Annotated in this window: 22 protein-coding genes; 10 read left to right on the top strand and 12 right to left on the bottom strand. The window is 68.5% G+C overall.

The genetic code is table 11. The annotated features are described in order from the left end of the window. Positions 1-31: 31 nt before the first annotated feature. Complete coding sequence (locus ACIG5A_RS28895) at positions 32-1,147, top strand: amidohydrolase family protein (protein ID WP_397245557.1); 1,116 nt, start codon at positions 32-34, stop codon at positions 1,145-1,147. Between the two features lie 115 nt (positions 1,148-1,262). Here ACIG5A_RS28895 and meaB read toward each other — a convergent pair whose 3' ends face one another. The 3 genes from meaB to ACIG5A_RS28880 are packed head-to-tail and all read right to left on the bottom strand — an operon-like array spanning position 1,263 to position 6,474. Beyond that, positions 1,263-2,255: a methylmalonyl Co-A mutase-associated GTPase MeaB gene (gene meaB / locus ACIG5A_RS28890; RefSeq protein ID WP_397245555.1), complete on the bottom strand. Its 993-nt coding sequence runs from the start codon at positions 2,253-2,255 to the stop codon at positions 1,263-1,265. After that, positions 2,252-4,528 (bottom strand): methylmalonyl-CoA mutase, encoded by a 2,277-nt coding sequence (gene scpA / locus ACIG5A_RS28885; RefSeq protein WP_397245552.1) that lies wholly within the window; start codon positions 4,526-4,528, stop codon positions 2,252-2,254. The genes meaB and scpA overlap by 4 nt, the downstream gene beginning before the upstream one ends. Next, the gene (locus tag ACIG5A_RS28880; protein ID WP_397245550.1) at positions 4,528-6,474 is read right to left on the bottom strand and encodes a methylmalonyl-CoA mutase family protein; all 1,947 of its coding nucleotides are present in this window, start codon (positions 6,472-6,474) and stop codon (positions 4,528-4,530) included. The genes scpA and ACIG5A_RS28880 overlap by 1 nt, the downstream gene beginning before the upstream one ends. Before the next feature lie 180 nt (positions 6,475-6,654). Here ACIG5A_RS28880 and ACIG5A_RS28875 point away from each other — a divergent pair, with 180 nt between their 5' ends. Continuing rightward, positions 6,655-7,329, top strand: a complete 675-nt coding sequence (locus ACIG5A_RS28875) for a TVP38/TMEM64 family protein (protein WP_397245548.1) — start codon at positions 6,655-6,657, stop codon at positions 7,327-7,329. Between the two features lie 3 nt (positions 7,330-7,332). On the opposite strand, the gene ACIG5A_RS28870 is transcribed toward ACIG5A_RS28875, so the two are convergent. Further along, complete coding sequence (locus ACIG5A_RS28870) at positions 7,333-8,262, bottom strand: S1C family serine protease (RefSeq protein WP_397245942.1); 930 nt, start codon at positions 8,260-8,262, stop codon at positions 7,333-7,335. A 239-nt stretch (positions 8,263-8,501) separates the two neighbouring features. On the opposite strand from ACIG5A_RS28870, the gene ACIG5A_RS28865 reads away from it, so the two are divergent. The 3 genes from ACIG5A_RS28865 to ACIG5A_RS28855 are packed head-to-tail and all read left to right on the top strand — an operon-like array spanning position 8,502 to position 11,346. After that, positions 8,502-9,347, top strand: a complete 846-nt coding sequence (locus ACIG5A_RS28865) for a metal-dependent hydrolase (RefSeq protein ID WP_397245546.1) — start codon at positions 8,502-8,504, stop codon at positions 9,345-9,347. Between the two features lie 25 nt (positions 9,348-9,372). Then, positions 9,373-10,251 carry a metal-dependent hydrolase gene (locus tag ACIG5A_RS28860; protein WP_397245544.1) on the top strand — a complete coding sequence of 293 codons (879 nt, stop codon included), beginning with the start codon at positions 9,373-9,375 and terminating at the stop codon, positions 10,249-10,251. A 6-nt stretch (positions 10,252-10,257) separates the two neighbouring features. After that, complete coding sequence (locus ACIG5A_RS28855; RefSeq protein ID WP_397245542.1) at positions 10,258-11,346, top strand: 2Fe-2S iron-sulfur cluster-binding protein; 1,089 nt, start codon at positions 10,258-10,260, stop codon at positions 11,344-11,346. 4 nt (positions 11,347-11,350) lie between these two features. On the opposite strand, the gene ACIG5A_RS28850 is transcribed toward ACIG5A_RS28855, so the two are convergent. The 8 genes from ACIG5A_RS28850 to ACIG5A_RS28815 form a co-directional block, all read right to left on the bottom strand. Then, a complete protein-coding gene (locus ACIG5A_RS28850; protein WP_397245540.1) occupies positions 11,351-12,316 on the bottom strand; it encodes a CorA family divalent cation transporter in 966 nt (321 codons plus the stop codon). Then, a complete protein-coding gene (locus tag ACIG5A_RS28845) occupies positions 12,313-12,507 on the bottom strand; it encodes a hypothetical protein (protein ID WP_397245538.1) in 195 nt (64 codons plus the stop codon). The genes ACIG5A_RS28850 and ACIG5A_RS28845 overlap by 4 nt, the downstream gene beginning before the upstream one ends. 467 nt (positions 12,508-12,974) lie before the next feature. After that, positions 12,975-13,598 (bottom strand): YitT family protein, encoded by a 624-nt coding sequence (locus ACIG5A_RS28840; RefSeq protein WP_397245536.1) that lies wholly within the window; start codon positions 13,596-13,598, stop codon positions 12,975-12,977. An 83-nt stretch (positions 13,599-13,681) separates the two neighbouring features. Beyond that, on the bottom strand, positions 13,682-15,403 hold the full coding sequence (locus ACIG5A_RS28835) for an urease subunit alpha (protein ID WP_397245534.1): 1,722 nt from the start codon (positions 15,401-15,403) through the stop codon (positions 13,682-13,684). After that, complete coding sequence (locus ACIG5A_RS28830) at positions 15,400-15,753, bottom strand: urease subunit beta (protein ID WP_397245532.1); 354 nt, start codon at positions 15,751-15,753, stop codon at positions 15,400-15,402. Before ACIG5A_RS28830 ends, ACIG5A_RS28835 begins: the two co-directional genes overlap by 4 nt. A 5-nt stretch (positions 15,754-15,758) precedes the next feature. Continuing rightward, positions 15,759-16,061, bottom strand: a complete 303-nt coding sequence (locus ACIG5A_RS28825; RefSeq protein ID WP_397245530.1) for an urease subunit gamma — start codon at positions 16,059-16,061, stop codon at positions 15,759-15,761. A 77-nt stretch (positions 16,062-16,138) separates the two neighbouring features. Further along, positions 16,139-16,576: a PaaI family thioesterase gene (locus tag ACIG5A_RS28820; protein WP_397245527.1), complete on the bottom strand. Its 438-nt coding sequence runs from the start codon at positions 16,574-16,576 to the stop codon at positions 16,139-16,141. A gap of 156 nt (positions 16,577-16,732) precedes the next feature. Continuing rightward, positions 16,733-17,437 (bottom strand): hypothetical protein, encoded by a 705-nt coding sequence (locus ACIG5A_RS28815; protein WP_397245524.1) that lies wholly within the window; start codon positions 17,435-17,437, stop codon positions 16,733-16,735. A 110-nt stretch (positions 17,438-17,547) separates the two neighbouring features. On the opposite strand from ACIG5A_RS28815, the gene ACIG5A_RS28810 reads away from it, so the two are divergent. The 5 genes from ACIG5A_RS28810 to ACIG5A_RS28790 all read left to right on the top strand — a co-directional run bounded on the left by ACIG5A_RS28810 (position 17,548) and on the right by ACIG5A_RS28790 (position 21,957). Continuing rightward, positions 17,548-18,594, top strand: a complete 1,047-nt coding sequence (locus ACIG5A_RS28810) for a FecCD family ABC transporter permease (RefSeq protein ID WP_397245522.1) — start codon at positions 17,548-17,550, stop codon at positions 18,592-18,594. After that, positions 18,594-19,679, top strand: a complete 1,086-nt coding sequence (locus ACIG5A_RS28805; protein WP_397245520.1) for a FecCD family ABC transporter permease — start codon at positions 18,594-18,596, stop codon at positions 19,677-19,679. Before ACIG5A_RS28810 ends, ACIG5A_RS28805 begins: the two co-directional genes overlap by 1 nt. Beyond that, complete coding sequence (locus tag ACIG5A_RS28800) at positions 19,676-20,491, top strand: ABC transporter ATP-binding protein (protein ID WP_397245518.1); 816 nt, start codon at positions 19,676-19,678, stop codon at positions 20,489-20,491. The genes ACIG5A_RS28805 and ACIG5A_RS28800 overlap by 4 nt, the downstream gene beginning before the upstream one ends. Before the next feature lie 70 nt (positions 20,492-20,561). After that, positions 20,562-20,957: a BlaI/MecI/CopY family transcriptional regulator gene (locus tag ACIG5A_RS28795; RefSeq protein WP_397245516.1), complete on the top strand. Its 396-nt coding sequence runs from the start codon at positions 20,562-20,564 to the stop codon at positions 20,955-20,957. A gap of 61 nt (positions 20,958-21,018) precedes the next feature. Continuing rightward, positions 21,019-21,957, top strand: a complete 939-nt coding sequence (locus tag ACIG5A_RS28790; protein ID WP_397245514.1) for a M56 family metallopeptidase — start codon at positions 21,019-21,021, stop codon at positions 21,955-21,957. Positions 21,958-22,065 lie beyond the last annotated feature (108 nt).

The raw sequence follows: 22,065 nt of genomic DNA, 5'->3' as shown, positions 1-22,065 counted from the left end.
GCCGCTCGGCCGCCGACGATCGGGAGGATTCATGTCCACCACACCGAGCTACGCCGATCCGAGGACCGTACACAAGCTGCTGTTGACCAATGTGCGCGTCTTCGATGGACATCGGCTCGTCGAGCCGGACACCGTCGTCATCGACAACGGACTGATCGGCACCGATCCCGGCGGAGCGGAGGTGGTAGATGCCGGGGGCGCGACCCTGTTGCCGGGGCTGATCGACGCGCATGTGCATCTGAGTGACACCGATGCGCTGGAACGACTTGCCGACTTCGGCGTGACGACCGCGCTGGAGATGGCGAACTGGTCGGCGAAGCAGGTCGAGGCGCTGCGCGGACATCGCGGGGCCGCCGATATCCGCAGCGCGGGTACCCCGGCAACCGCGTCGGGCAGTATGCACAGCGGGATGCCGGGCTTTCCGGACGAGGGCCTGGTGGACAGTGCGGCGGCGGCACCGCGGTTCGTCACCGACCGGGTGGCCGAGGGGGCGGACTACATCAAGGTCATCGCCGACCAGCCGGGCCCGGATCAGGCAACGCTCGACGCACTGGTCGCCGCGGCCCACGAGCACGGCAAACAGGTTGTCGCACACGCGGTTTCCTGCGCCACCTATTCCATGGCGGCCGACGCGGGCGCGGATTTCATCACGCACGCCCCCTACGACAAAGCCCTGGACGAGGAGTTCGTCGCCCGCCTGGTGGCCGATCACACCGTCGTCATTCCCACGCTGGGCATGATGAAGGGCGTCATCGAATTCCTCACCACGCTGCCGACCCCGCCGGTGGGCGACTATGCCGCCGCGCGCGCCAATATCGCCGCCATCCACCGGGCCGGTGTGCCGATTCTGGCTGGCACAGACTCGAATTCGACGCCGGGCGTTCCGGTGATGCCCCCTCCTGGCGAGAGCCTGCACGATGAACTCGCACTGCTGGTCGACGCGGGCCTGTCCCCCGTCGAGGCGTTGCGCGCCGCGACCGTGCTGCCCGCCGAGCACTTCGGCCTGACCGACCGCGGCGTGATCGAGCCAGGCCGCCGCGCCGACCTGATCCTGCTCGACGGCGATCCGACCACCGATATCCATCTCACCCGGCGCCTGCTGCGCGTCTGGTGCGCCGGCGTCGAACGGGTGCCGCGGACGGCCTGAAACAGCCTGTCCCACAGGACGACCGGAGAACCGCGTCGCGGCGTCGCGCTCCTGCGCAACGTGAAACAATTCGAGTGCACCGGCGTCCGATTCGCCGATCCCGTCGATTGACGGATCAGTTGTCGAAGGCGCGCAGTAGTTCCTCGGCGGCGAGGGCGGCGGTCAGGGTGCCGTCGCGGACCTGCTTTTCCACCTGGGCGCGAATGGCTTTCACGTTCGGGTTGTCGGCCAGGCGGCGCAGCAGCTGATCGTGCACCATGGTCCAGGTCCAGTCGATCTGCTGACGGCGGCGCTTCTCGTCGAATTCGCCCGCGTCGGTGAGCACCCTGCGGTGTTCCAGGACGGTGTCCCAGAACTTGTCCAGGCCGGTGCCTTCCAGACCGCTCATGGTCAATACCGGTGGGCGCCACAGCGCGTCGTGCGGGTGGATCAGGCGCAGCGCGCCCGCGAGCTCGCGGGCGGCGGCCTTGGCCTCGATCTCGTGCTTGCCGTCGGCCTTGTTCACCGCGACCAGGTCGGCCAGCTCGAGCACGCCTTTCTTGATGCCCTGCAACTGATCTCCGGTGCGCGCCAGGGTCAGGAAGCAGAACACATCGACCATATTCGCGACGGTGACCTCGGACTGGCCGACGCCGACGGTCTCCACCAGGATCACGTCGTATCCGGCGGCCTCGAGCAGCACGATGGTTTCCCTGGTCGCCTTGGCGACACCGCCCAGCGTCCCCGCCGTCGGCGACGGGCGGATATACGCGCCGCGCTCCACCGACAGCCGCGCCATCCGTGTCTTGTCGCCGAGGATGGACCCGCCGGTGCGGGTGGAGGACGGATCGACCGCGAGCACCGCGACCCGGTGCCCCTTGCCGATCAGGGCCATGCCGAGCGCGTCGATAAAGGTCGACTTGCCCACGCCGGGAACCCCGGTGATGCCGACGCGATTCGACACCATGGCATCGGCGCCCGGCGTCAGCTTCAGCAGCAGCTGCTGAGCCAGCTCTCGGTGATCGGCCCTGGTCGACTCGACCAGGGTGATCGCACGCGCCAAGGCGGCCCGCTCGTTGCCGCGGACCGCGTCGGCGAGTGCGTCCACATCGATGACGCGCTTGGTCATGCGGTAGCGGTTCCCGCCCCGCTCCCGCCGCCGAGTTCGTGCCCCAGCTCCGACCCGAGCTTGCGCAGCAGGTCGATGGCGGCATCGGCGATCACGGTGCCCGGCGGGAAGATCGCCGCCGCGCCCGCCTCGTACAGCTCGTCGAAGTCACCGGGCGGGATGACGCCGCCGACGATGACCATGATGTCGGGACGCCCGACATCGGCCAGTGCCTGCCGCAGCGCGGGCACCAGCGTGAGATGGCCCGCCGCCAGCGAGGACACGCCGACGACGTGCACGTCGTTGTCGGCCGCCTGCTGCGCCACCTCTTCCGGGGTCTGGAACAGCGGGCCCACGTCGACGTCGAAGCCGAGATCGGCGAAGGCCGTCGCGATCACCTTCTGTCCTCGGTCGTGCCCGTCCTGGCCCATCTTCGCGACCAGTATGCGCGGGCGGCGGCCCTCGGCCTCGGCGAACTCCTCGACCAGTTCGATGGCCCTGGTGATGTTGGTGACCTTGCCTGCCTCGTCGCGGTACACACCGGAGAGCGTACGGATCTCGGCCTGGTGCCTGCCGTATACGCGCTCGAGCGCGTCGGAGATCTCACCGACGGTGGCCTTGGCGCGCGCCGCGTTGATGGCGAGGGCGAGCAGATTGTTGTCCATGCCGCCGTCGGAAGAGGCTGCGGCCCTGGTCAAGTCGGCCAGCGCCCGTTCCACCTCGGCCGCGTCCCGGTCGGCGCGCAGGCGGCGCAGCTTGTCGATCTGCTCGGCGCGGACACGCGAGTTCTCCACCTTGAGGACCTCGACCTGCTGATCCTCTTCGACCTGATATTTGTTGACGCCGATCACCGGCTGCTGGCCGGTATCGATGCGCGCCTGGGTGCGCGCGGCCGCCTCCTCGATGCGCAGCTTCGGGATGCCCTCCGAAATCGCCTGTGCCATACCGCCGTGCGCCTCCACCTCGGCGATATGCGCGCGGGCGCGGTTGGCCAGCTGGTGGGTCAGCCATTCGACGTAGTACGAGCCGCCCCACGGGTCGATCGGGCGGGTGGTGTTGGACTCCTGCTGGATCAGCAGCTGGGTGTTGCGGGCGATGCGGGCGGAGAAGTCCGTCGGCAGCGCGAGCGCCTCGTCGAGCGCGTTGGTGTGCAGCGACTGGGTGTGGCCCTGGGTCGCGGCCATCGCCTCGATACAGGTGCGCGCCACATTGTTGTAGGCGTCCTGCGCGGTGAGCGACCACCCCGAAGTCTGCGAATGAGTGCGCAGCGATAGCGATTTCGCGCTCTTCGGCTCGAACTTCGCGACCAGCTCGCTCCAGAGCAGCCGTCCGGCCCGGAGTTTGGCGACCTCCATGAAGAAGTTCATGCCGATGGCCCAGAAGAACGACAGCCGCGGTGCGAACTTGTCGACCGCCATGCCCGCCTCGATACCGGCCCTGATGTACTCCACGCCGTCGGCGAGGGTGTAGGCCAGCTCCAGGTCGGCGGTCGCGCCCGCCTCCTGAATGTGGTAGCCGGAGATGGAGATCGAGTTGAACTTCGGCATCTTCGCGCTGGTGTAGGCGAAGATGTCGGAGATGATCCGCATCGAGGGCTTGGGCGGATAGATGTAGGTGTTGCGGACCATGAACTCCTTCAGAATGTCGTTCTGAATGGTTCCGGCCAGCTGTTCGGGCGTGACGCCCTGTTCTTCCGCGGCAACGACATACAGCGCGAGGATCGGCAGCACCGCGCCGTTCATGGTCATCGACACACTCACCTGATCGAGCGGAATGTGGTCGAAGAGCTGGCGCATGTCGAGGATGGAGTCGATGGCGACACCGGCCATGCCGACGTCACCCTGCACGCGCGGGTGGTCGGAATCGTAGCCGCGGTGCGTCGCCAGGTCGAAGGCGACCGAGAGTCCCTTCTGGCCCGCCTGAAGATTGCGGCGGTAGAAGGCATTCGAGTCGGCGGCGGTGGAGAAGCCCGCGTACTGGCGGATGGTCCACGGCTGGTTGACGTACATCGTCGGATACGGTCCGCGCAGGAACGGCGCGACGCCGGGCACGCTGTCGAGCGGATAGCCCTCGGCGGCAACGGCATCCCGGTCCGCCTTGGTGAATACCGGCGGCACCTCGATGCCTTCGGGAGTCGACCAGGACAGCTGTTCGGGTGCGTAGTTGTTGGCGGCGGCCGCCGTACGCACGTAGGCATTCACCTGGTCGGTGTCCACGGCGGCGGGCTCGGGCGCGCGGTCCGCCAGGGGCACCTCGGCGAAATTGCCGATCAGATGCTTGATTTCCACGGTCATCAGGCTCCCACCTTCTCCAGCAGGCCGGACAGCGCCGCGACCGCATCGATGCGCGCCGCGAGGAATCCGTCCGGGCGCTGCGCCTCGCTCAGCTCGGCGACGGCCTTCGCCGCACCGGCGAGCAGCACCGTCGCCACCCCGGCCGCGCGCAACTGTGCCACGGCCGCACCGGCTTCCGCGGCGTAGCGCGCGTCGGCGCCACACAGCACCGCGATCGGTGCGCCGGATTCGGTTGCCGCGGCCGCGATCCCGCCCACCTCGAGCGGGCCGGGGTTGACCGACTCGATGCCGCCGGAGGCGAGCAGGTTCGCGATGAAGGTCACCCGCACGTTGTGCTCGGCCACCGAACCGAGCGGCACGAGCAGCGCTTTCGGGCGAGTGCCGTGCGTCGCCAGGTAGGCGTCGGAACGGTCGCGCAGCGCCTCGAAAGCGGCGCCGTAGCGGGCCACCGAGCCCGGCCTGCGCGCCGCTGTGCTCAATTGGCGGCGCTCCCTGGCCCCTGCGTGGTCACGCTCCGCTGCCGCCTCCGGGTCCTGAGCTCGCGCCGCTGCGGACAGCGGCTGCTCGGCCAGGTTCGGGAATTCGTTCACGCCGGTGACGGCCGTCTTGCGGTGTGCGACATCGGCATCGCGCGCCGCCTTGGTCGTGGCGATGCGCTCGGCGAGCAGACCGGACTCCAGCGCGGCGAGATAACCGCCCGCGGCCTCCAGCTCCTGCATGAACGCCCATGCCCGCGCGGCCAATTCGGCGGTGTAGTCCTCGACGTACCAGGAACCTGCGCCCGGATCCTGCACGAAACCGAGGTGCGATTCCTCGAGCAGCAGCAGCTGGGTGTTGCGCGCCATCCGCTCGGCGAACGCCTTCGATACGCCCAATTCCCCTGCGGGCAGTGCGGAATCGAACGGCAGCACCGTCACCACGTCCGCACCGCCCACACCGGCGCCGAACGCGGCGAGGGTGGTGCGCAGCAGGTTCACCCACGGATCGCGCTGTGTCATCATGGCCGCCGAGGTCACCGCGTGCTGCGGAGCGCCACCGAAGGCGGGTGCACCGCACACGTGCGCGACCCTGGCCCAGAGTTGGCGGGCGGCACGGAATTTGGCGATGGTGGCGAATTGGTCGTCGGTGGCGGCGAACCGGAACTCCAGCTGGCCCAGCGCATCCGCGATATCGAGGCCCTCGGTCAGCGTCCGCAGGTAGGCCAGGCCCGCCGCCACCGCGGCGCCGAGCTCCTGTGCGTCGGAGGCGCCCGCGTCGTGGAAGACGGTGCCGTCCACGGTGATCGCGCGCACCGTCTCGGTGCGCGCGACCGCCTGGGTGGCCAGCGCCGCCGCCTCGGGTACGCCGATATCGGCGGTCCCGGCGAAGCGGCTGGTGAGCGGCGCCGCGCCGAGGGAAACCCGGATATCGGCGCGCGCGGGCGCCTGGTAACCGTCCAGCACCGCGAAAACCTGTGCCGCCGCCGCGGTGGCGGCGCTCCCGGCCGTGATGCTCAGCGGTGCGAGCTCGAAGAGCAGCCCGGACAGCGCCGTCGGCAGGCCGTCGACCGGCACACCCTGCTCACCGACGGTGAGCCAGACCGCGCTGATCCCGTTCTCCAAGCCGGTCATCAGGTCCCGATTGGCCTGGGCCGCATCGCGTTCGGCGATCCTGGCGCCGACGAACCAGCCGCGGTGCACATCGCGTGCGGCGTCCCTGCCGCGCACGAACGGGTACGCCCCCGGCAACGGCTGCTCGGGCAGCTCGTCGCGGCGGGTGTACAGCGGGGCGATGGTCAGCCCGTTGTAGGTGGTCTCGTCGAGCAGTCGCTCGGGCTCGGCCGGCAGATCGGCGATCTCGACCCTGCGCGCCTTGGCGAGCACCCCCGCAACACCCTTACGCCAGGCGGCGAACTCGGGCACCGGATCCGGCGCGGCACCCGCGCCGGGATCTGAAGCAATCGGCATCCTGCTCTTCCTCTTCCACTCGGTGCGAGCGCACGCAGTGTGTGCACTCGTTTCCGCCGCATTCGCCCAGCTCAGCGAGCACTTCGGTTAACGAGCATTCGTCCCGTTTCCTCTGATGCTAGCTGTAGCTCGCACCTCGGTTGATCCTGGCCGCCTCTACCAACCGGTAACCTGTTCGGCGTGACCAAACTGATCCGCGATCCGCGCGCACTCGCGCTGCTGTTCGGCCTCGGTGCGGTTTTCGTGGCGGCGATGCTCGTTCCGCTGCCGCAGCCACGGCAGATCCAGGACTGGGCGGCCACCGTCGGTCCGGTCTTCCCGGCGCTGTTCTTCCTGGTCTACGCGCTGCTCGCGGTGCTGCCGGTGCCGAGGACGGTGCTCACGGTGAGCTGCGGTGTCCTGTTCGGCTCGCTGCTCGGCAGCGCGGTCGCGCTCACCGCGACCACCGTCGCCGCGGCGCTCGCCCTACTGCTGGTTCGCGCTTTGGACCGGGACAAGGTCGCCTCCCGGCTCACCCATCCCGCCATCCGCTCGATCGATGAGCGCCTCGCGCGCCGCGGCTGGCTCGCGGTCGGTTCCTTGCGGATGATCGCGCCCGCGCCGTTCTCCATCGTCAACTACTGCTGCGGGCTGTCCTCGATCCGCTTCTGGCCCTACCTGATCGCCACCGTGCTCGGTTCACTGCCAGGCACCGTCGCGACGGTCGTGCTCGCCGACGCGCTCACCGGCGGCACCCATCCGGCCATGTTCGCCGTCACGGCGGTGTGCCTCGCGCTCGGCGTCATCGGGCTGATCGTCGACATGCGCTGGCGCACCGAAGAACCCGCGCCGGAGCCGGTGGCCGTCCAGCAGTAGACGTCAGTCGACGGTCAGTTCGATCGGCACCGCGATGACGTCGACCATCGCACCGTTGCGCAGCACGGTCACGGGCAGCTTGACGCCGATGGCGTCGGCGAACAGTTGCCGCTGAATGCCCTGGGCGTTACGGACTTCCGAGCGGGCCACGCTCAGCACCAGATCGCCGCGGCGCAGGCCCGCGTGATCGGCGGGGCCGCCGCGCACCACCTCCACGATGCGCACACCCGCCCCCTGCCCGGTGCGCGCCGCCACCGTCGCGGGCAGCGGCGCGGGCACGCCGACCAGGCCGAGGTAGGCCCGCCGCACCCGGCCGTCGCTGAGCAGGGTACTGATGATCCGCCGCGTCGTCGCGTTGATCGGAATGGCAAGGCCGAGACCGATTCCGGCGACGGCGGTGTTGACACCGACCACCCGGCCCGCCGAATTCGCCAGCGCACCACCGGAATTGCCGGGATTGAGCGCGGCGTCGGTCTGGATGACGTCCTCGATCACCCGCCCGGCTCGCCGCGAGGCCACCGGCACCGCCCGCCCGAGCGCGCTCACCACCCCCGCGGTCACCGAACCGGCCAGGCCGAGCGGATTGCCGACCGCGACCACCAATTGGCCGACGACGAGCTGATCGGCGTCGCCGAGCACCACGGCCTTCGGCGCCGCGCCGCGTGCCCGCAGCACCGCCAGATCCGACAGCGGGTCGATACCGACCACGTCGAAGCGTGATTCGACGCCGTCGGCGAAGACCACCTCGCCGCCGCTGGTCGCACCGACCACATGCGCGTTGGTCAACAGGAATCCGTCGTCGGTGAACACCACCGCCGATCCGCTGCCCCGCCGCGTGCGCACGCTCGCCACATGCGGTGTCACCGACGCCGCCACCGCGCTCACCGTGCGGGAATACGCATCCATCGCGGAGTCGTCCACGCTGACCACCATCCTGCCGACACCGAGTGGCCGACCTCTCACCAGCATGCCCGTCCACCGCCGCGCGTGCACCGTGTTCACCACAGGCGCAACCGGATTCAGGCATCGGCGCGGGCGCGCGGCCGATCTTCACCGAAAATCTTTCGGGCGCTGCGCAATCGTGCTCCGCGCAGGCCTTGCCACAACCGTCTGAGACGGTATCGTACTAGTAGTACCGCATACCCACGGTACCGCTACAACGAGGTACACCAATGACCGTTCCCACCCCACGGGCTCGGCGGATCAGGTTCCGGTTCGGCGAACCCGTGCCGATGTCGAAGTACTACGCGGGCGGCGACATGGTTTTCAGCCATTTCATCGCCGGACTGTCCGCCGGATTCCCGCCCGGCGAGGAGTCTTTCATCCGATCGGTGCGCCGGTTCGCCGACGAGATCACCGATCCGGTGCTGAAGAAGCGCGTCGCCGGGTTCATCGGCCAGGAGGCGATGCACGGCCAGGAACACCGGCGGCTCAACGAAAGACTCGTCGAGATGGGCTATCCCATCGCATGGCTGGACTCCCCCGCACTCGCCGAACGCCAGCTCCGCCTCGAAGAGCGACTGCCCGCGCGGCTGCATCTGGCGGCGACCGCGGCTGCCGAACACTACACGGCCGTACTCGCCGGACGGGTGCTGTCGATGCCGGAGATCCAGGAGCTCGCCGGTGACGACGAGGTGCGAAACCTGTTGAACTGGCACGCTTTCGAGGAACTCGAGCACAAGTCCGTCGCTTTCGACGTCTATCGCGCGGTGGGCGGCACCGAGGCGATGCGGATCGCGACCATGGCGACCCTCGTCGCGCTCACCCTGCCGCTCACCACCGCCAGCCTCGTGATCGCGCTCGCCCGCGATGCCGAGGCGCGGCGCTATCCGTTCACGCTCGCCCGCGAGGCCTACACACTGTTCCACGGACCGGTTTTCCGCGGTATCGGGCGCGAGCTGGTGCTGTATCTGCGGCCTGGGTTCCACCCCGACGACATCGATTCCCGGGAACTGCTGGCGCGCTGGCAGAAAGAGCTCTTCGGCGCCGACGGAACGCTTGTCGACCACCTTCGGTGAACCACTCGGATCAATGGAGATTCAGATGACCGCCACTGCGAAAACCAAGGGCGCCAACGCTTATCCGAAGGTGCGCCGGATGCGGTTCCGGTTCGGCGACCCCGCGCCGATGCAACGCCACTACGTCCAGGACGACATCGTGCTGAGCCATCTGCTCGCCCTGCTGTCCTCGGCCTTCCCGCCCGGCGAGGAGTCGTTCATCCGCTCCGTGCGCCGGGTCTCGGATCAGATCACCGATCCGGTGCTGAAGAAGCGCGTCGCCGGGTTCGTCGGCCAGGAGGCGATGCACGGCCAGCAGCACCGCGCACTCAACGAGCGGCTCATCGAGATGGGCTATCTGCTGGTGCGTATTCCGACGTTCCCGGCGAACAGCCTCCGCGAGCGGGTGATCGTGCGCGCGGAGCGCCTCATCCCGGCCCGGCTGCATCTGGCGGGCACCGCCGCGGCCGAGCACTACACCGCCACCCTCGCCCGCCGTGTACTGACCAGCGATGAGCTGCAAGCGATTCCGGCCGATCCCGAGGTGCGCAAGCTGATCAACTGGCATGCGCTCGAAGAGCTGGAACACAAGTCGGTGGCCTTCGACGTGTACCGCGCCGTCGGCGGCACCGAACGGATGCGGATCCTGCTGATGACCGTCCCCTATGTCGGTGCGATTCCGGTGGTTTCGCTGATCGTTCTGCTCTCGATCCTCACCGACCCGACCGGCTGGCGCCCGCTCACCGTGACCCGCCAGGCGATCGACGTGCTGCGCGGGCCGCTGGTGAAGGGACTCACCGGCGAGGTCGCCGAGTATCTGCGGCCCGGATTCCACCCCGACGACATCGACACCGAAGACGTGGTCCGCCAGTGGCAGCGCGAATTGTTCGGCGCCGAGGGCGAACTCCTCGACCGGGTGCGATGAGCGGCGATGAGCGATTCCGCGGACGATGGCGTCGGCGGGGTGGCACCGAGCATCGGAAATCCACGGGCCCACACGGTGAAGGTCGCCCAGGTGATCGCCGAGACCGCCGAAGCGACCACGCTGGTGTTCGACATACCGGACGACCTGCTCGGCCGATTCGCTTACCGCCCAGGGCAATTCCTCACCCTGCGGGTGCCGAGCGAACGCACCGGCTCGGTGGCGCGGTGCTATTCGCTGTGCAGCAGCCCGCACTGCGACGACCGGCTCGCGGTCACCGTCAAGCGCACGGCGGACGGTTACGCCTCGAACTGGTTGTGCGACACCCTCGCCGCGGGCGATCCGATCACGGTGCTCGAACCCGCCGGCGTCTTCGGGCCGCGTGATCTGAACGCCGACGCACTGCTGTGCGCGGGCGGCAGCGGTATCACCCCGATCATGTCCATCGTCAAGTCGATGCTCGCCGTCGGGCGCGGCAGGATCACCCTGTTGTACGCCAACCGGGATCGTGGCTCGGCGATCTTCGGGGCCGGGCTCGACGAGCTCGCCCGCCGCCACCCCGGCCGGTTGCGCGTGCTGTCGTGGCTGGAAGCCGAACGCGGGCTGCCGGACGCCCGTGCGGTCGCGGCACTGCTACGACCGCACCATCGTCCGGAGTGGTACGTCTGCGGCCCGGTCGGCTTCACCTCGGTGGTGCGCGCCGCGGCAACGGCACTGCGGGTGCCCCCTGCCCGGGTCCATCTCGAGGAGTATCGCTCGCTCGTCGAGAATCCATTCGAAACACACTGCGCACCAGCCACATCCGATGCGCCGGTCGGTGCGAGCGCGGTGCTCGAGGTCGACATCGACGGGGCGACACACCTGCTCGACTGGCCCAAGACAGAGCGGCTGCTGGATGTACTGCTGGACAAGGGAATCGACGCGCCATACGTCTGCCGCGAATCCGCGTGCGGCACCTGCGTGTGCTCCGTGCGACAGGGGCGCACGCGCATGGTGCACCGCGAGGCACTGCTCGACGAGGAGATCGCCGACGGGCTGACACTGGCCTGTCAGACGCTCCCCGAATCGGCGCGTGTCCATATCGCGTTCGATCAGTAGCGGATCAGCGCAGCCAGCCCTTCCGTTTGATGTAGACCAGCGGAATCACCGCGGCGACCAGCGTCATCAGTGTGGTCGCGAGAAAGCCGTGCTGCCACTCCAATTCGGGCATCCAGGTGAAGTTCATGCCGTAGAAGGTGGCGATCAGCGTCGGCGGCAGGAAGACCGCGGTGATGATGGTGAACACCTTCACGATCTGATTCTGCTTCACATCCAGCCAGGTCATCACCGATTGCTGCAGGTAGCGCACCTTGTCGTGCTCGAAACCCGCATGCTGCTTCACCCCGTCGATATCGGCGATGAGGATCGGTATCAGGCCATCCAAATCACCGATATGGCACGGGGTTTCGGCCATCAGATGTCTGGCGGCCCGCGCCAGTTGCAGCTGGGTCTCCTGTGTGCGGGACACGATCTCCTCGGCCGCGTTCATCCGGAACATGGTGCCGCGCATATCCGCGACGCCGATCTCGCGCCCGCGATGGTCGTACCCCTTGGTGGCCATCTCGATTTCGTCGTTCATCGCCTCCAGCGCGTCGCTGGCGTAGTGGATGACCCGCTCCGATGCCTCGTTGAGCGCCCAGAGCAGCGCGTACATGACACCGTGCGGCGAGGCGGCCAGCGTGGGTGTGCGGCGCATCTTCGCGACGGCCTTGTCGAACGGCGGGAAATGGTCGGCCGGTTGCAGGGTGACCAGGAATTCGGCGCCGAGCGCGAAGACGATGGTCTCGCGTTCGACGCGGTCACCGCGTTTATAGTTCGCGACCACCGGGAAATACAGGAAATTATCGGTCTCCCACACCCGGTTGCGCGCGGTGGCGAAGTCGACGCCGAGCCGCTCGCGCAGCACCGCCGCGGTCTCGGTATCCGTGGCGGACAACGGAATCCAGTGTCGATGCAGAACTTCGGTGTCGAAATGGTCGACGGGAACGGACATGGCGGGCACGCGCAGCGTCGGCGCGGGCACGGTCATCGGCCGCTACCGTACGAGGAGTGCGCGGGCGACACCGACGACGAGCCCACCGGCTCCTGTGCGTGCGCGTAGTGCATGGTCAGCAGGCCCGCGCTGATCAGCAGGTACAGGCCGATGGTGAACCAGATCGCCTGACGTTCCAGATTCGGGACGCGAGGTGGTATTTCCGTCTTGCTGAACAACGTGGCCATAGCGTGCTCCATAACGTCGAATCATCTGTGCGGCAGCAGTATTGACGGCCCGGGACACGCAGCAACCAGCCGTGCCCGGGCACCGAAGTGCGCGTGGTCGGTGCCCGGCGCCGGACACGGGCGCGCCGACCTGTCGGGTCGAACCGTGATGTAAGTCTGTGCCTCTCGGGCAGATCAACGACGAACCGGCACAGCCTGTTTCACGAGGGCGGCCCGGCCATGGACGTCGATACTGTCATCCGGCATCTGCCGCTCACCCCGCTTCGTCGTGGTTTGCTATCGGTGCGCGAAATGCGCCATTCATCATTAGAAACCCGCCACGACGGCTACGTCAATCGGTTGCGCAAGTGTTCGCACTCGTGCCAGGCTACCGACACTGCCACAACACTTTTCGGCATGCTGGACGGTCTGGAGCGAATCCGAAACGACGGCCGCCGCAACCGAATGCGAAACGGCCGTCGAACAATTCACGGCGCGACGGCGACCGGCTCCTCCTTGCGCACATCGTGGAATCCGGGCAGGTACCGATTCGCAACCGGGATAAGCAGCTGGATCAGCGGGCCGATGCCGAAGGCGTACACCAGGGTCCCGACGCCGACACTGCCGCCGAGCAACCAGCCCGTCGCGAGCACCGTCACCTCGATCGTGGTGCGCACCACCCGCACCGACCAGCCGGTCCGGCGCACCAGCCCGGTCATCAGCCCGTCGCGCGGGCCGGGCCCCATCCCCGCACCGATGTACAGCACGGTCGCCACCGCGTTGAGCGCGACCGCGGCACCCATGGCGGCGATCTGCAGCACCGGCCCGTGCGCCTGCGGCAGCAGCCACAGCCCGGCGTCGACGGTCACCGCGATCACCACCACATTGCTCACCGTGCCGAGCCCCGGCCGCTGCCGCAGCGGGATCCAGGCCAGCAGCACGAGTATCCCGGTCGCCGCCGTGACGGTGCCGAAGCTGACCGGCACATGCCCGGCCACACCCTGATGGAACACATCCCACGGGTCCAGGCCGAGCCCGGCCCGGATCATCACCGCCATCGAGAACCCATAGAGCGACAATCCCGCGTACAACGCGATCAGACGACGAAACATGCGTCCAGCCTGCCGACAACTGGCCTTGGAGAACAGAGCCAATCGCAGGCCAGTGGACCGGCAACTGGCCTGCTAACTGGCCTTCAGAACAGGAAGTACCGCTGCGTCATCGGGAGCTCGGTAGCCGGTTGCTCGGTCCAGACCTCACCGTCGATGCGCACGGTGAAGGTGTCGGGATCCACCTCGATGCGCGGCATGGCGTCGTTGCGCGGCATATGCGCCTTGGTCACCTTGCGAACGTTCTTGACCGGCACCAGTTTACGACGGACGTCCAAGCGGTTGGCGAGACCGTCGGCGATGGCATGCTCGGAGACGAAATGCAGCGAGGTGGCCGCGGCGGCGGCCGGGGCCGCACCGAACATGGGGCGCGGCAGCACCGGTTGCGGCGTGGGAATGGAGGCGTTCGCATCGCCCATGGCGGCCCAGGCGATCATGCCGCCCTTGAGCACCGCGTGCGGGCGGACACCGAAGAAGGCGGGCTCCCACAGCACCAGATCGGCCAGCTTGCCGACCTCCACCGAGCCGATCTCGTCGTCCAGGCCGTGCGCGACGGCCGGGCAGATGGTGTATTTCGCGATGTAGCGCTGTACGCGGGCGTTGTCGGCGGCGCCGTCGCCGGGCAGTGCGCCGCGGCGGCGCTTCATCACGTGCGCCGTCTGCCAGGTGCGCATGACCACCTCGCCGATGCGGCCCATGGCCTGGGAGTCGCTGCCGATCATGGAGATCGCGCCGAGATCGTGCAGCAGATCCTCGGCGGCGATGGTGGACGGGCGGATCCGGCTCTCCGCGAACGCGAGATCCTCCGGGATGGACGCGCTCAGGTGATGACACACCATCAGCATGTCCAGGTGCTCGTCGAGGGTATTGACCGTGTGCGGCCTGGTCGGGTTGGTGGAACTCGGCAGCACATTGAGATATGAAGCGACGGTGATGATATCGGGCGCGTGCCCGCCGCCCGCCCCCTCGGTGTGATAGGCGTGGATGCCACGCCCGGCGATCGCCCCGAGGGTGTCCTCGACGAATCCGGCCTCGTTCAAGGTGTCCGAATGCAGTGCGACCTGCACGCCCGACGCGTCGGCGACGGTGAGACAGGCATCGATCGCCGCCGGCGTCGAGCCCCAATCCTCGTGCAGCTTGAAACCCGATGCGCCGCCGCGCAATTGCTCCCACATCGAGTCGGCGCTGACCGTATTGCCCTTGCCGAGCAGCACGATGTTCATCGGCCAGCCGTCGGTCGCCTCGAACATGCGCGCCAGATGCCAGTCGCCCGGCGTCACGGTGGTCGCCTTGCTGCCCTCGGCCGGGCCGGTGCCGCCGCCGATCAGCGTGGTGATGCCGCCGCCGAGCGCCTCGTCCATCAGCTGCGGGCAGATGAAGTGCACGTGACAGTCGATGGCGCCCGCGGTGAGAATGCGGCCGTTGCCCGCGATGATCTCGGTGGACGGGCCGACGACCAGGTCCGGATGCACACCGTCCATGGTGTCCGGGTTGCCCGCCTTGCCGAGTGCGCAGATGCGGCCGTCGCGAATGCCGACGTCCGCCTTGATGATTCCCCAGTGGTCGATGATCACCACACCCGTGATCACCGTGTCCGGCGCGCCCTCGGCGCGGGTGGCGCGCGCCTGACCCATCGATTCGCGCAGTACCTTGCCGCCGCCGAAGACGGCCTCGTCGCCGGCCGATCCCGGTCCGCCGCTGCGGTCTTCGGTGATCTCGATCAGCAGATCGGTATCCGCCAACCGGATCCGGTCGCCGGTGGTCGGCCCGAACAGCTCGGCGTAGCGTGCGCGACTCAGCGCGGTCATCGGATCTCCTGATCGAGTCGGCCCGGTGCGGGGCGGCTGATGCCGTACACCTCGCGGGTCCCACCCAGCGGAACGAGCGAAACCCGCTGTCCGAGACCGGGTTCGAAGCGCACCGCGGTACCGGCCGGTATATCGAGGCGGTAGCCGTGCGCGGCGGCGCGATCGAAGCGCAGCGCCGCGTTCGACTGTGGGAAGTGCACATGACTGCCGACCTGCACGGGCCGGTCGCCGGTGTTGAGCACGTCGAGCTCGATGCGGTGCGCGCCCGCGTTCAGCTCGACAACGCCCTCGGCACAGAGGTATTCGCCAGGCACGAGCGGAGCCTGCGGAGCGAGCGACGGTTCAGTCATGTGGTTCAGCCGATCGGGTGATGGACGGTGACGAGCTTGGTGCCGTCCGGGAACGTCGCCTCGACCTGGACGTCGTGAATCATCTCCGGCACACCGGCCATCACGTCGTCGCGCGTGAGAACCGTTCGCCCCGAGGACATCAGCTCGGCCACCGTGCGTCCGTCGCGCGCGCCCTCCAGCACGTGGTCGGTGATCAGCGCGACCGCCTCGGGGTGATTGAGCTCGAGCCCGCGTGCCTGCCTGCGCCGAGCCAGCTCGGCCGCGTAGCTCAGCAGCAGCCGTTCCTGCTCGTGCGGGGTCAATCGCATCCGTGCTCCTCGTCGAGTCGAGATAAGTGACGGATATTTTGGCACGCACGTGCTACCGGCGTGTTACACCGGCCCGGTCAGTCCCGCTTCGGCAGGTTCTGCATGCGGACCTGGCCGCGCGCCACCTGACGATCCTGCTCGTCGGTGATCACCACCTGCCACAGCTGCTGCAGCCTGCCGCGGTGGATCGGGGTCGCCTCGGCGAAAAGAGTGCCCTCGCGGACCGCGCGCAGGAAGTCGGTGTTGTTGTTGACGCCGACGACGGTCCCCTGCGCGCCGTACCAGATCGCACCGGCGATGCTGGCGAGCGTTTCGATGACAGTGCAGTACACGCCGCCGTTCTGGATTCCGGCGGGCTGGTACAGATGCGGCTTGACGATCCACTCGCCGCGCACGCGATCCGGGGTCATCTCCGTGTAGCGAAGGCCGATCAGATCGGCGAAGGTGCCCTCGGCGAACTTCGTCATCATCTCCGGCGTCACATCCGCCATGGAGCGAATCTCCTGCTCTGTCATGCGTTCACCATGGCACAACACTTTCACCGGACATGGCGACGGGCTCCACGTAGGGGAACGTGGAGCCCGTCGCGGCAGTGGATCGGGGGTCACAGCAGCCCTCTGGACACCGGCTCGATCCGAACGCCTCACCCAGTATAGGTCAGGCTTACCTAACTAAGCAACCCGCAATCGGCGCGCGGCGAGTCCGCGGTCCTCCAGGGCCGCGAGCAGGCCCTGGCCGCGCCGCGCACCGGCCGCCGGGTCGGTGCGCGCCAGATCCGGCACGTAAGTCGCGGCGCCGACGATGGATTCGCCGACCAGTGCCCAGAATCGCCTGGCGCTCAACCCCGAACAGCGCGCAAGGCTCTGCTGAATCAGCGTCAGTGAGGATTCGCAGCGGTGGGCGAGCCAGACGTACATCGCCTCCTCGCACGGCAGCGCGACCACGCCGGGCTCCCCCGCCAGGCCGTCACCGTCGAGCACGCGAATCGTGGTGTCCACCAGGCCCGCCCAGTCGATCCCACCGTCGTTGTCGGTGTGGATCCACAGGTTCTCCAGGCCGGGATCCCAGGCCCGGCCCTCGGCGACGAGCAGCGCGGTGACCCGCCCGATCACCGCGTGGATCAGCGCCGTCGCAACGACTTCCGCCGCAACGTCGGCGCTGATCATCTCCGCGGCATGGCGCCGGTACATCAATTCGATCCGGCCCTCGCGCAATCCGTCGGACAGCCGCCACCAGCGACGTTTGCCTTGCTCGGCCATGGCGGCCACCGCGTACACCCGCGGGTGCTCCGGTTGCAGTGCGCGCAGCCGGTGACATGCCCGGCCGAACGCCACCTGGGAATGGCGAGGCGGACTGGGGATCATGAGCTCGGGCATCGAACCTCCTCGAGGGTTGGTTCCGTGGCATGGTCGAACGGAAAGATAGGTTAGGCTTACCAGACCTAGCAAGTACCGCACACCTTACGAGTCAGGAGTAGTTCGTCGCCGTGACCGCACTTGGCACTGAAAGGCGGGCTCGGCGCACCGGATTGATCCTGTTGACCGTGTCGCTCGCGCTGGCCGTGCTCGCCAGCATCGCGATCGGCACCCGATCGCTGTCGCCCGGCACCGTCTTCGACGCGCTCACCAACGCACTCACCTGCCAGGGCGGCCCGTTCCGCTGCCCGGCGCAATCCACCGCCGAGGAGATCGTGCGCGGACTTCGCCTGCCGCGCACCGCACTCGCGCTGAGCACCGGACTCGCGCTCGGCATGGCCGGTGCGCTGATCCAGGGATATACGCGCAATCCGCTCGCCGACGCCGGGCTGCTCGGCCTCAACGCGGGCGCGGCCTTCCTCGCCGCGCTCAGCATCTATCTGTTCGCACTGACCGGTCCGGCGCAGTACATCTGGTTCGCCCTCCTCGGCGCGCTCATCGCGGGGGTGGTCGTCTTCGGGGTCTCGGCGATCGGCGGCGGCAAGGCGAGCCCGCTCGCGCTCGTGCTTGCCGGTGCGGCGGTGACCGCGTTCCTCCAGGCGATGACGAACGCGGTGGTGCTGCTCGACGCGGCGGCGCTGGACGCGTACCGCTTCTGGGTCGTCGGCACGGTCGCGGGTCGCGATGCCTCGGTGCTCTGGCAGGTACTGCCGTTCCTCGCGCTCGGCGTGCTGCTCGCGGTCGCGGCCTCGCCCGGCCTGAATCTGCTGAGCCTCGGCGACGATGTCGCGCGCGGGCTCGGGGTGAACATCGGGCGCAGTCGCGCACTCGGTCTCGCGGCGGTCGTGCTGCTGTGCGGCGCCGCGACCGCGGCCGTCGGGCCGATCGCGTTCATCGGACTGGTGGTGCCGCACATCGCGCGGGTGTTCACCGGGCCGGACTACCGGTGGCTCGTCCCGTATTCGGGCCTACTCGGCGCGCTGCTGCTGCTCGTCGCGGATATCGTCGGGCGGGTGGTGGCGCGGCCCGGTGAACTCCAGGTCGGCGTGATGCTCGCCGCGCTCGGCGCGCCGTTCTTCATCGCGCTGGTGCGGCGGCGGAAGCTGGTGAGCCTGTGATGGTTTCGCTCAAGGAATCGGTACGGCCCGCACTGCGCGCCGGACCCGTTTCGCTGGTGCTGCGGCCGCGGATGGCCGCGATCGTCCTCGCGCTGGCCGCAGTGACCTTCGCACTGTTCTGCCTCGACATCGCCACCGGCGATACCCATATTCCGCTCGGCCGCGTGCTCGACGTGCTCACCGGCGGCGGCACCCGCTCGCAACGGTTCATCATCCTCGACTCACGCTTGCCGCGCGCGATGACCGCCGTAGTGGTCGGCGCCGCACTGGGTTTGGCGGGCGCGATCACCCAGTCGATCCTGCACAATCCGCTGGCGAGCCCGGATGTGCTCGGTATCACGGCCGGGTCGGCGCTCGGCGCGGTCGCGGTGATCGTCGGAGTTGGCAGTGCGACAACGGGATTCGCGGCCACCGCGGGAGTTCCGCTGGCCGCCCTGTTCGGCGGGCTGTGCACCGCGGCGCTGATCTATCTGCTCGCCTGGGGCCGGGGTCCGACCGGCGAACGCGGTGTCGCGGGACTGCGCCTCGTCCTGATCGGCATCGGCGTCAACGCATTGCTCATGTCGCTGATCAGCTGGCTGCTCACCCGCGCGAGCTGGCAGGACGCGGCGCGAGTGCAGTTGTGGCTCAACGGCTCACTCAACGAGGCGGCCGAATCCCGGCTGATCCCAGCGGCACTCGCGTTCGGCATCGTCGCCGTGGTCGCGATCGGGTCCGCGCGCACACTGGCCGCGCTGCGCCTCGGCGCCGAGACCACCCGGGTCCTCGGTGTACGCATCCAGGCTCAGCAGGCGCTGCTGATCGGCGCGGCGGTGGTCGCGGCGGCCGTCGGGACGGCGGCGGTCGGTCCGGTCGGGTTCGTCGCGCTCGCCGGGCCGCAGATCGCGCGCAGGCTGCTGCGCACACCCGGCGAACCGCTCATCGGCTCGGCCTTGATCGGGGCGACCCTGGTGGTCGGCGCGGATGTGGCGTCGCGTTCGCTGTTCCCGGTCGACCTGCCGGTCGGCGTGGTGACCGCCGCGTTCGGCGGCCCGTTCCTGCTCTACCTGCTCGTGCGTATGAATCGGAAGGCGACCCTCTCATGACCAGCCCCCACCGGCTCGCCGCCGACGGCGTCACCCTCGGCTACGGCGATCGGGTCATCGTCGACGGGCTCACCCTCGACATCACCCCCGGCGTCATCACCACCGTCATCGGCCCCAACGGCTGCGGCAAGTCGACGCTGCTGCGCTCGCTCGGCCGGCTGCTGCGCCCGCGGCAGGGGCGAGTCGTGCTGGACGGCAAGGCGATTTCGTCGATGAAGACCAAGGACGTCGCGCGGGTCGTCGGCATGCTGCCGCAGACGCCGGTCGCGCCGGAGGGGCTCACCGTGGCCGACCTCGTCGCGCGCGGGCGTCATCCGCATCAGTCGTGGCTGCGGCAGTGGTCGGCCGACGACGAAACCGAGGTCATGCACGCGCTGGCGCAGACCGGTATCGCCGATCTGGCCGACCGCGCGCTCGACGAACTGTCCGGCGGGCAGCGTCAGCGGGCCTGGATCTCCATGGCGCTGGCGCAGGGCACCGACATCCTGCTGCTCGACGAACCGACCACCTATCTGGACCTCGCACACTCGGTGGAGGTGCTCGATCTGGTCGACCGGTTGCACGATGATTACGGCCGGACCGTGGTGATGGTGCTGCACGACCTGAATCTGGCCATCCGCTACAGCGATGAGCTGATCGTCATGCGCGCCGGCCGGATCGTCGCGCAGGGCAAGCCATCCGACATCGTCAGCGTCGAACTGCTGCGCGAGGTCTTCGACCTGGACGCCTCGGTGCTCGAGGATCCGGTATCGGGCCGTCCCATGATCGTTCCCATCGGTACCCGGCACGTTCTCGGCCGCTATGACAAATGACACACAGCTATCCAGCAGTTACGACAAGGTGTAGTACGCATTTGTGTCGTTGAATCCGTAAACTTGTGGGATGGCAGGACTTGGTGAACTCGAGAAAGCGGTCATGGACCAACTGTGGTCCAGTGACGAACCACAGACGGTTCGGCAGGTGCACGAGGCCTTGGCCGCACGTCGTGAGCTCGCGTACACCACAGTGATGACGGTGCTGCAGCGGCTGGCCAAGAAGAATCTGGTGGTCCAGCGCCGCGACGACCGTGCCCACCGCTACGCGCCGGTACACACCCGCGACGAACTGGTGGCCAGCTTGATGGTGGACGCACTGCAGCAGGCCGACGCGGCGGGCTCCCGCGCGGCGGCACTGGTGCACTTCGTGGAACAGGTCGGCAAGGATGAGGCTGCCGCATTGCGTGAAGCACTCGCTAAGCTCGAAGCGGCCGAGGACGATACGGCGCCACCGCCGCAGTAGAATCGGCCCGCGAGCGCAAAGACGCGAGCGCCCAGGCCCCACAACGCAGTGAGCTGAGTCGATGAACGCAACCGCGCCGGTATTCGCCGGTCTCGCTTTGCTTCTCGCGGGGCCTGCCCCAGCTCTGCTGAGCCGGGCGACCTGGCCCTACCGGACGCCCCGCGCGGCACTGGTGCTGTGGCAGGCCATCGCGCTCGCCGCCGTGCTCAGCGCGTTCGGCTCCGGTCTCGCGATCGCCGCCGAACTGCTGGTCCCCGGACCCGACGGCCGCCCGACCACCTCACCGACCCGCGAGATCGATGCGCTCGGACTTCCGCTGTGGCTCGCCTACGTGTTCGTCTTCGCGCTCACCCTGCTCGTCGGTGCGCGGCTGATCTACGCGGTCGTCCGGGTCGGCGTGCACACCAGGCGCAGGCGCAACCGTCATCGCATGCTGGTCGACCTGCTCGACCAGAGCGGTCCGGTGCGGCGCGCCGCCGATATCCGGGTACTCGCCTCCACCGAGCCGATCGCCTACTGCCTGCCAGGACTGCGCAGGCGGGTGGTGGTCAGTGCGGGCACGCTGGAGAACCTCGACGAGAAGGAACTCGCCGCGATCCTCAGCCACGAGCGCTCACACCTGCGCGCGCGCCACGACCTGGTGCTCGAGGCGTTCACCGCGGCGCACGAGGCGTTCCCGCGATTCGTGCGCAGCAAGTCCGCGCTGGATTCGGTGAAGCTGCTCATCGAACTGCTCGCCGACGATTCCGCCGTCAAGGTCACCGGGCCCAAGCCGCTGGCCCGCGCGCTGGTCGCCTGTTCGAAATCGACCGCGCCGCAAGGGGCGCTCGCGGTCGGCGGGCCGAGCACGCTGATCCGCATCCAGCGACTGTCCGGACCACTGGGCGATCTGCGGCTGTCCACCGCGGCCTACCTCGGCTCGCTCGCCATCCTCGTCGTGCCGACCCTCGCGGTCGCCATTCCATGGTTGGTCGAGCTGAGCAGGCTCTTCCGCGGTTGACGCGGCGAACTGTTCGGTTGGCTTCATTACGGCCGCGGATTCGTTATCGGGCCATGTCGGCCGGTAGTCTGGCTGGTTGAATCGAATCGGCTGACCCGCTCAGCAAAT

Origin of the sequence: Nocardia sp. NPDC052566 (assembly GCF_044547285.1) — a bacterium.
Lineage (GTDB): Bacteria > Actinomycetota > Actinomycetes > Mycobacteriales > Mycobacteriaceae > Nocardia.
The sequence above is the reverse complement of the archived record's forward strand: the minus strand, read 5'-3'. Positions and strand labels throughout refer to the sequence as shown.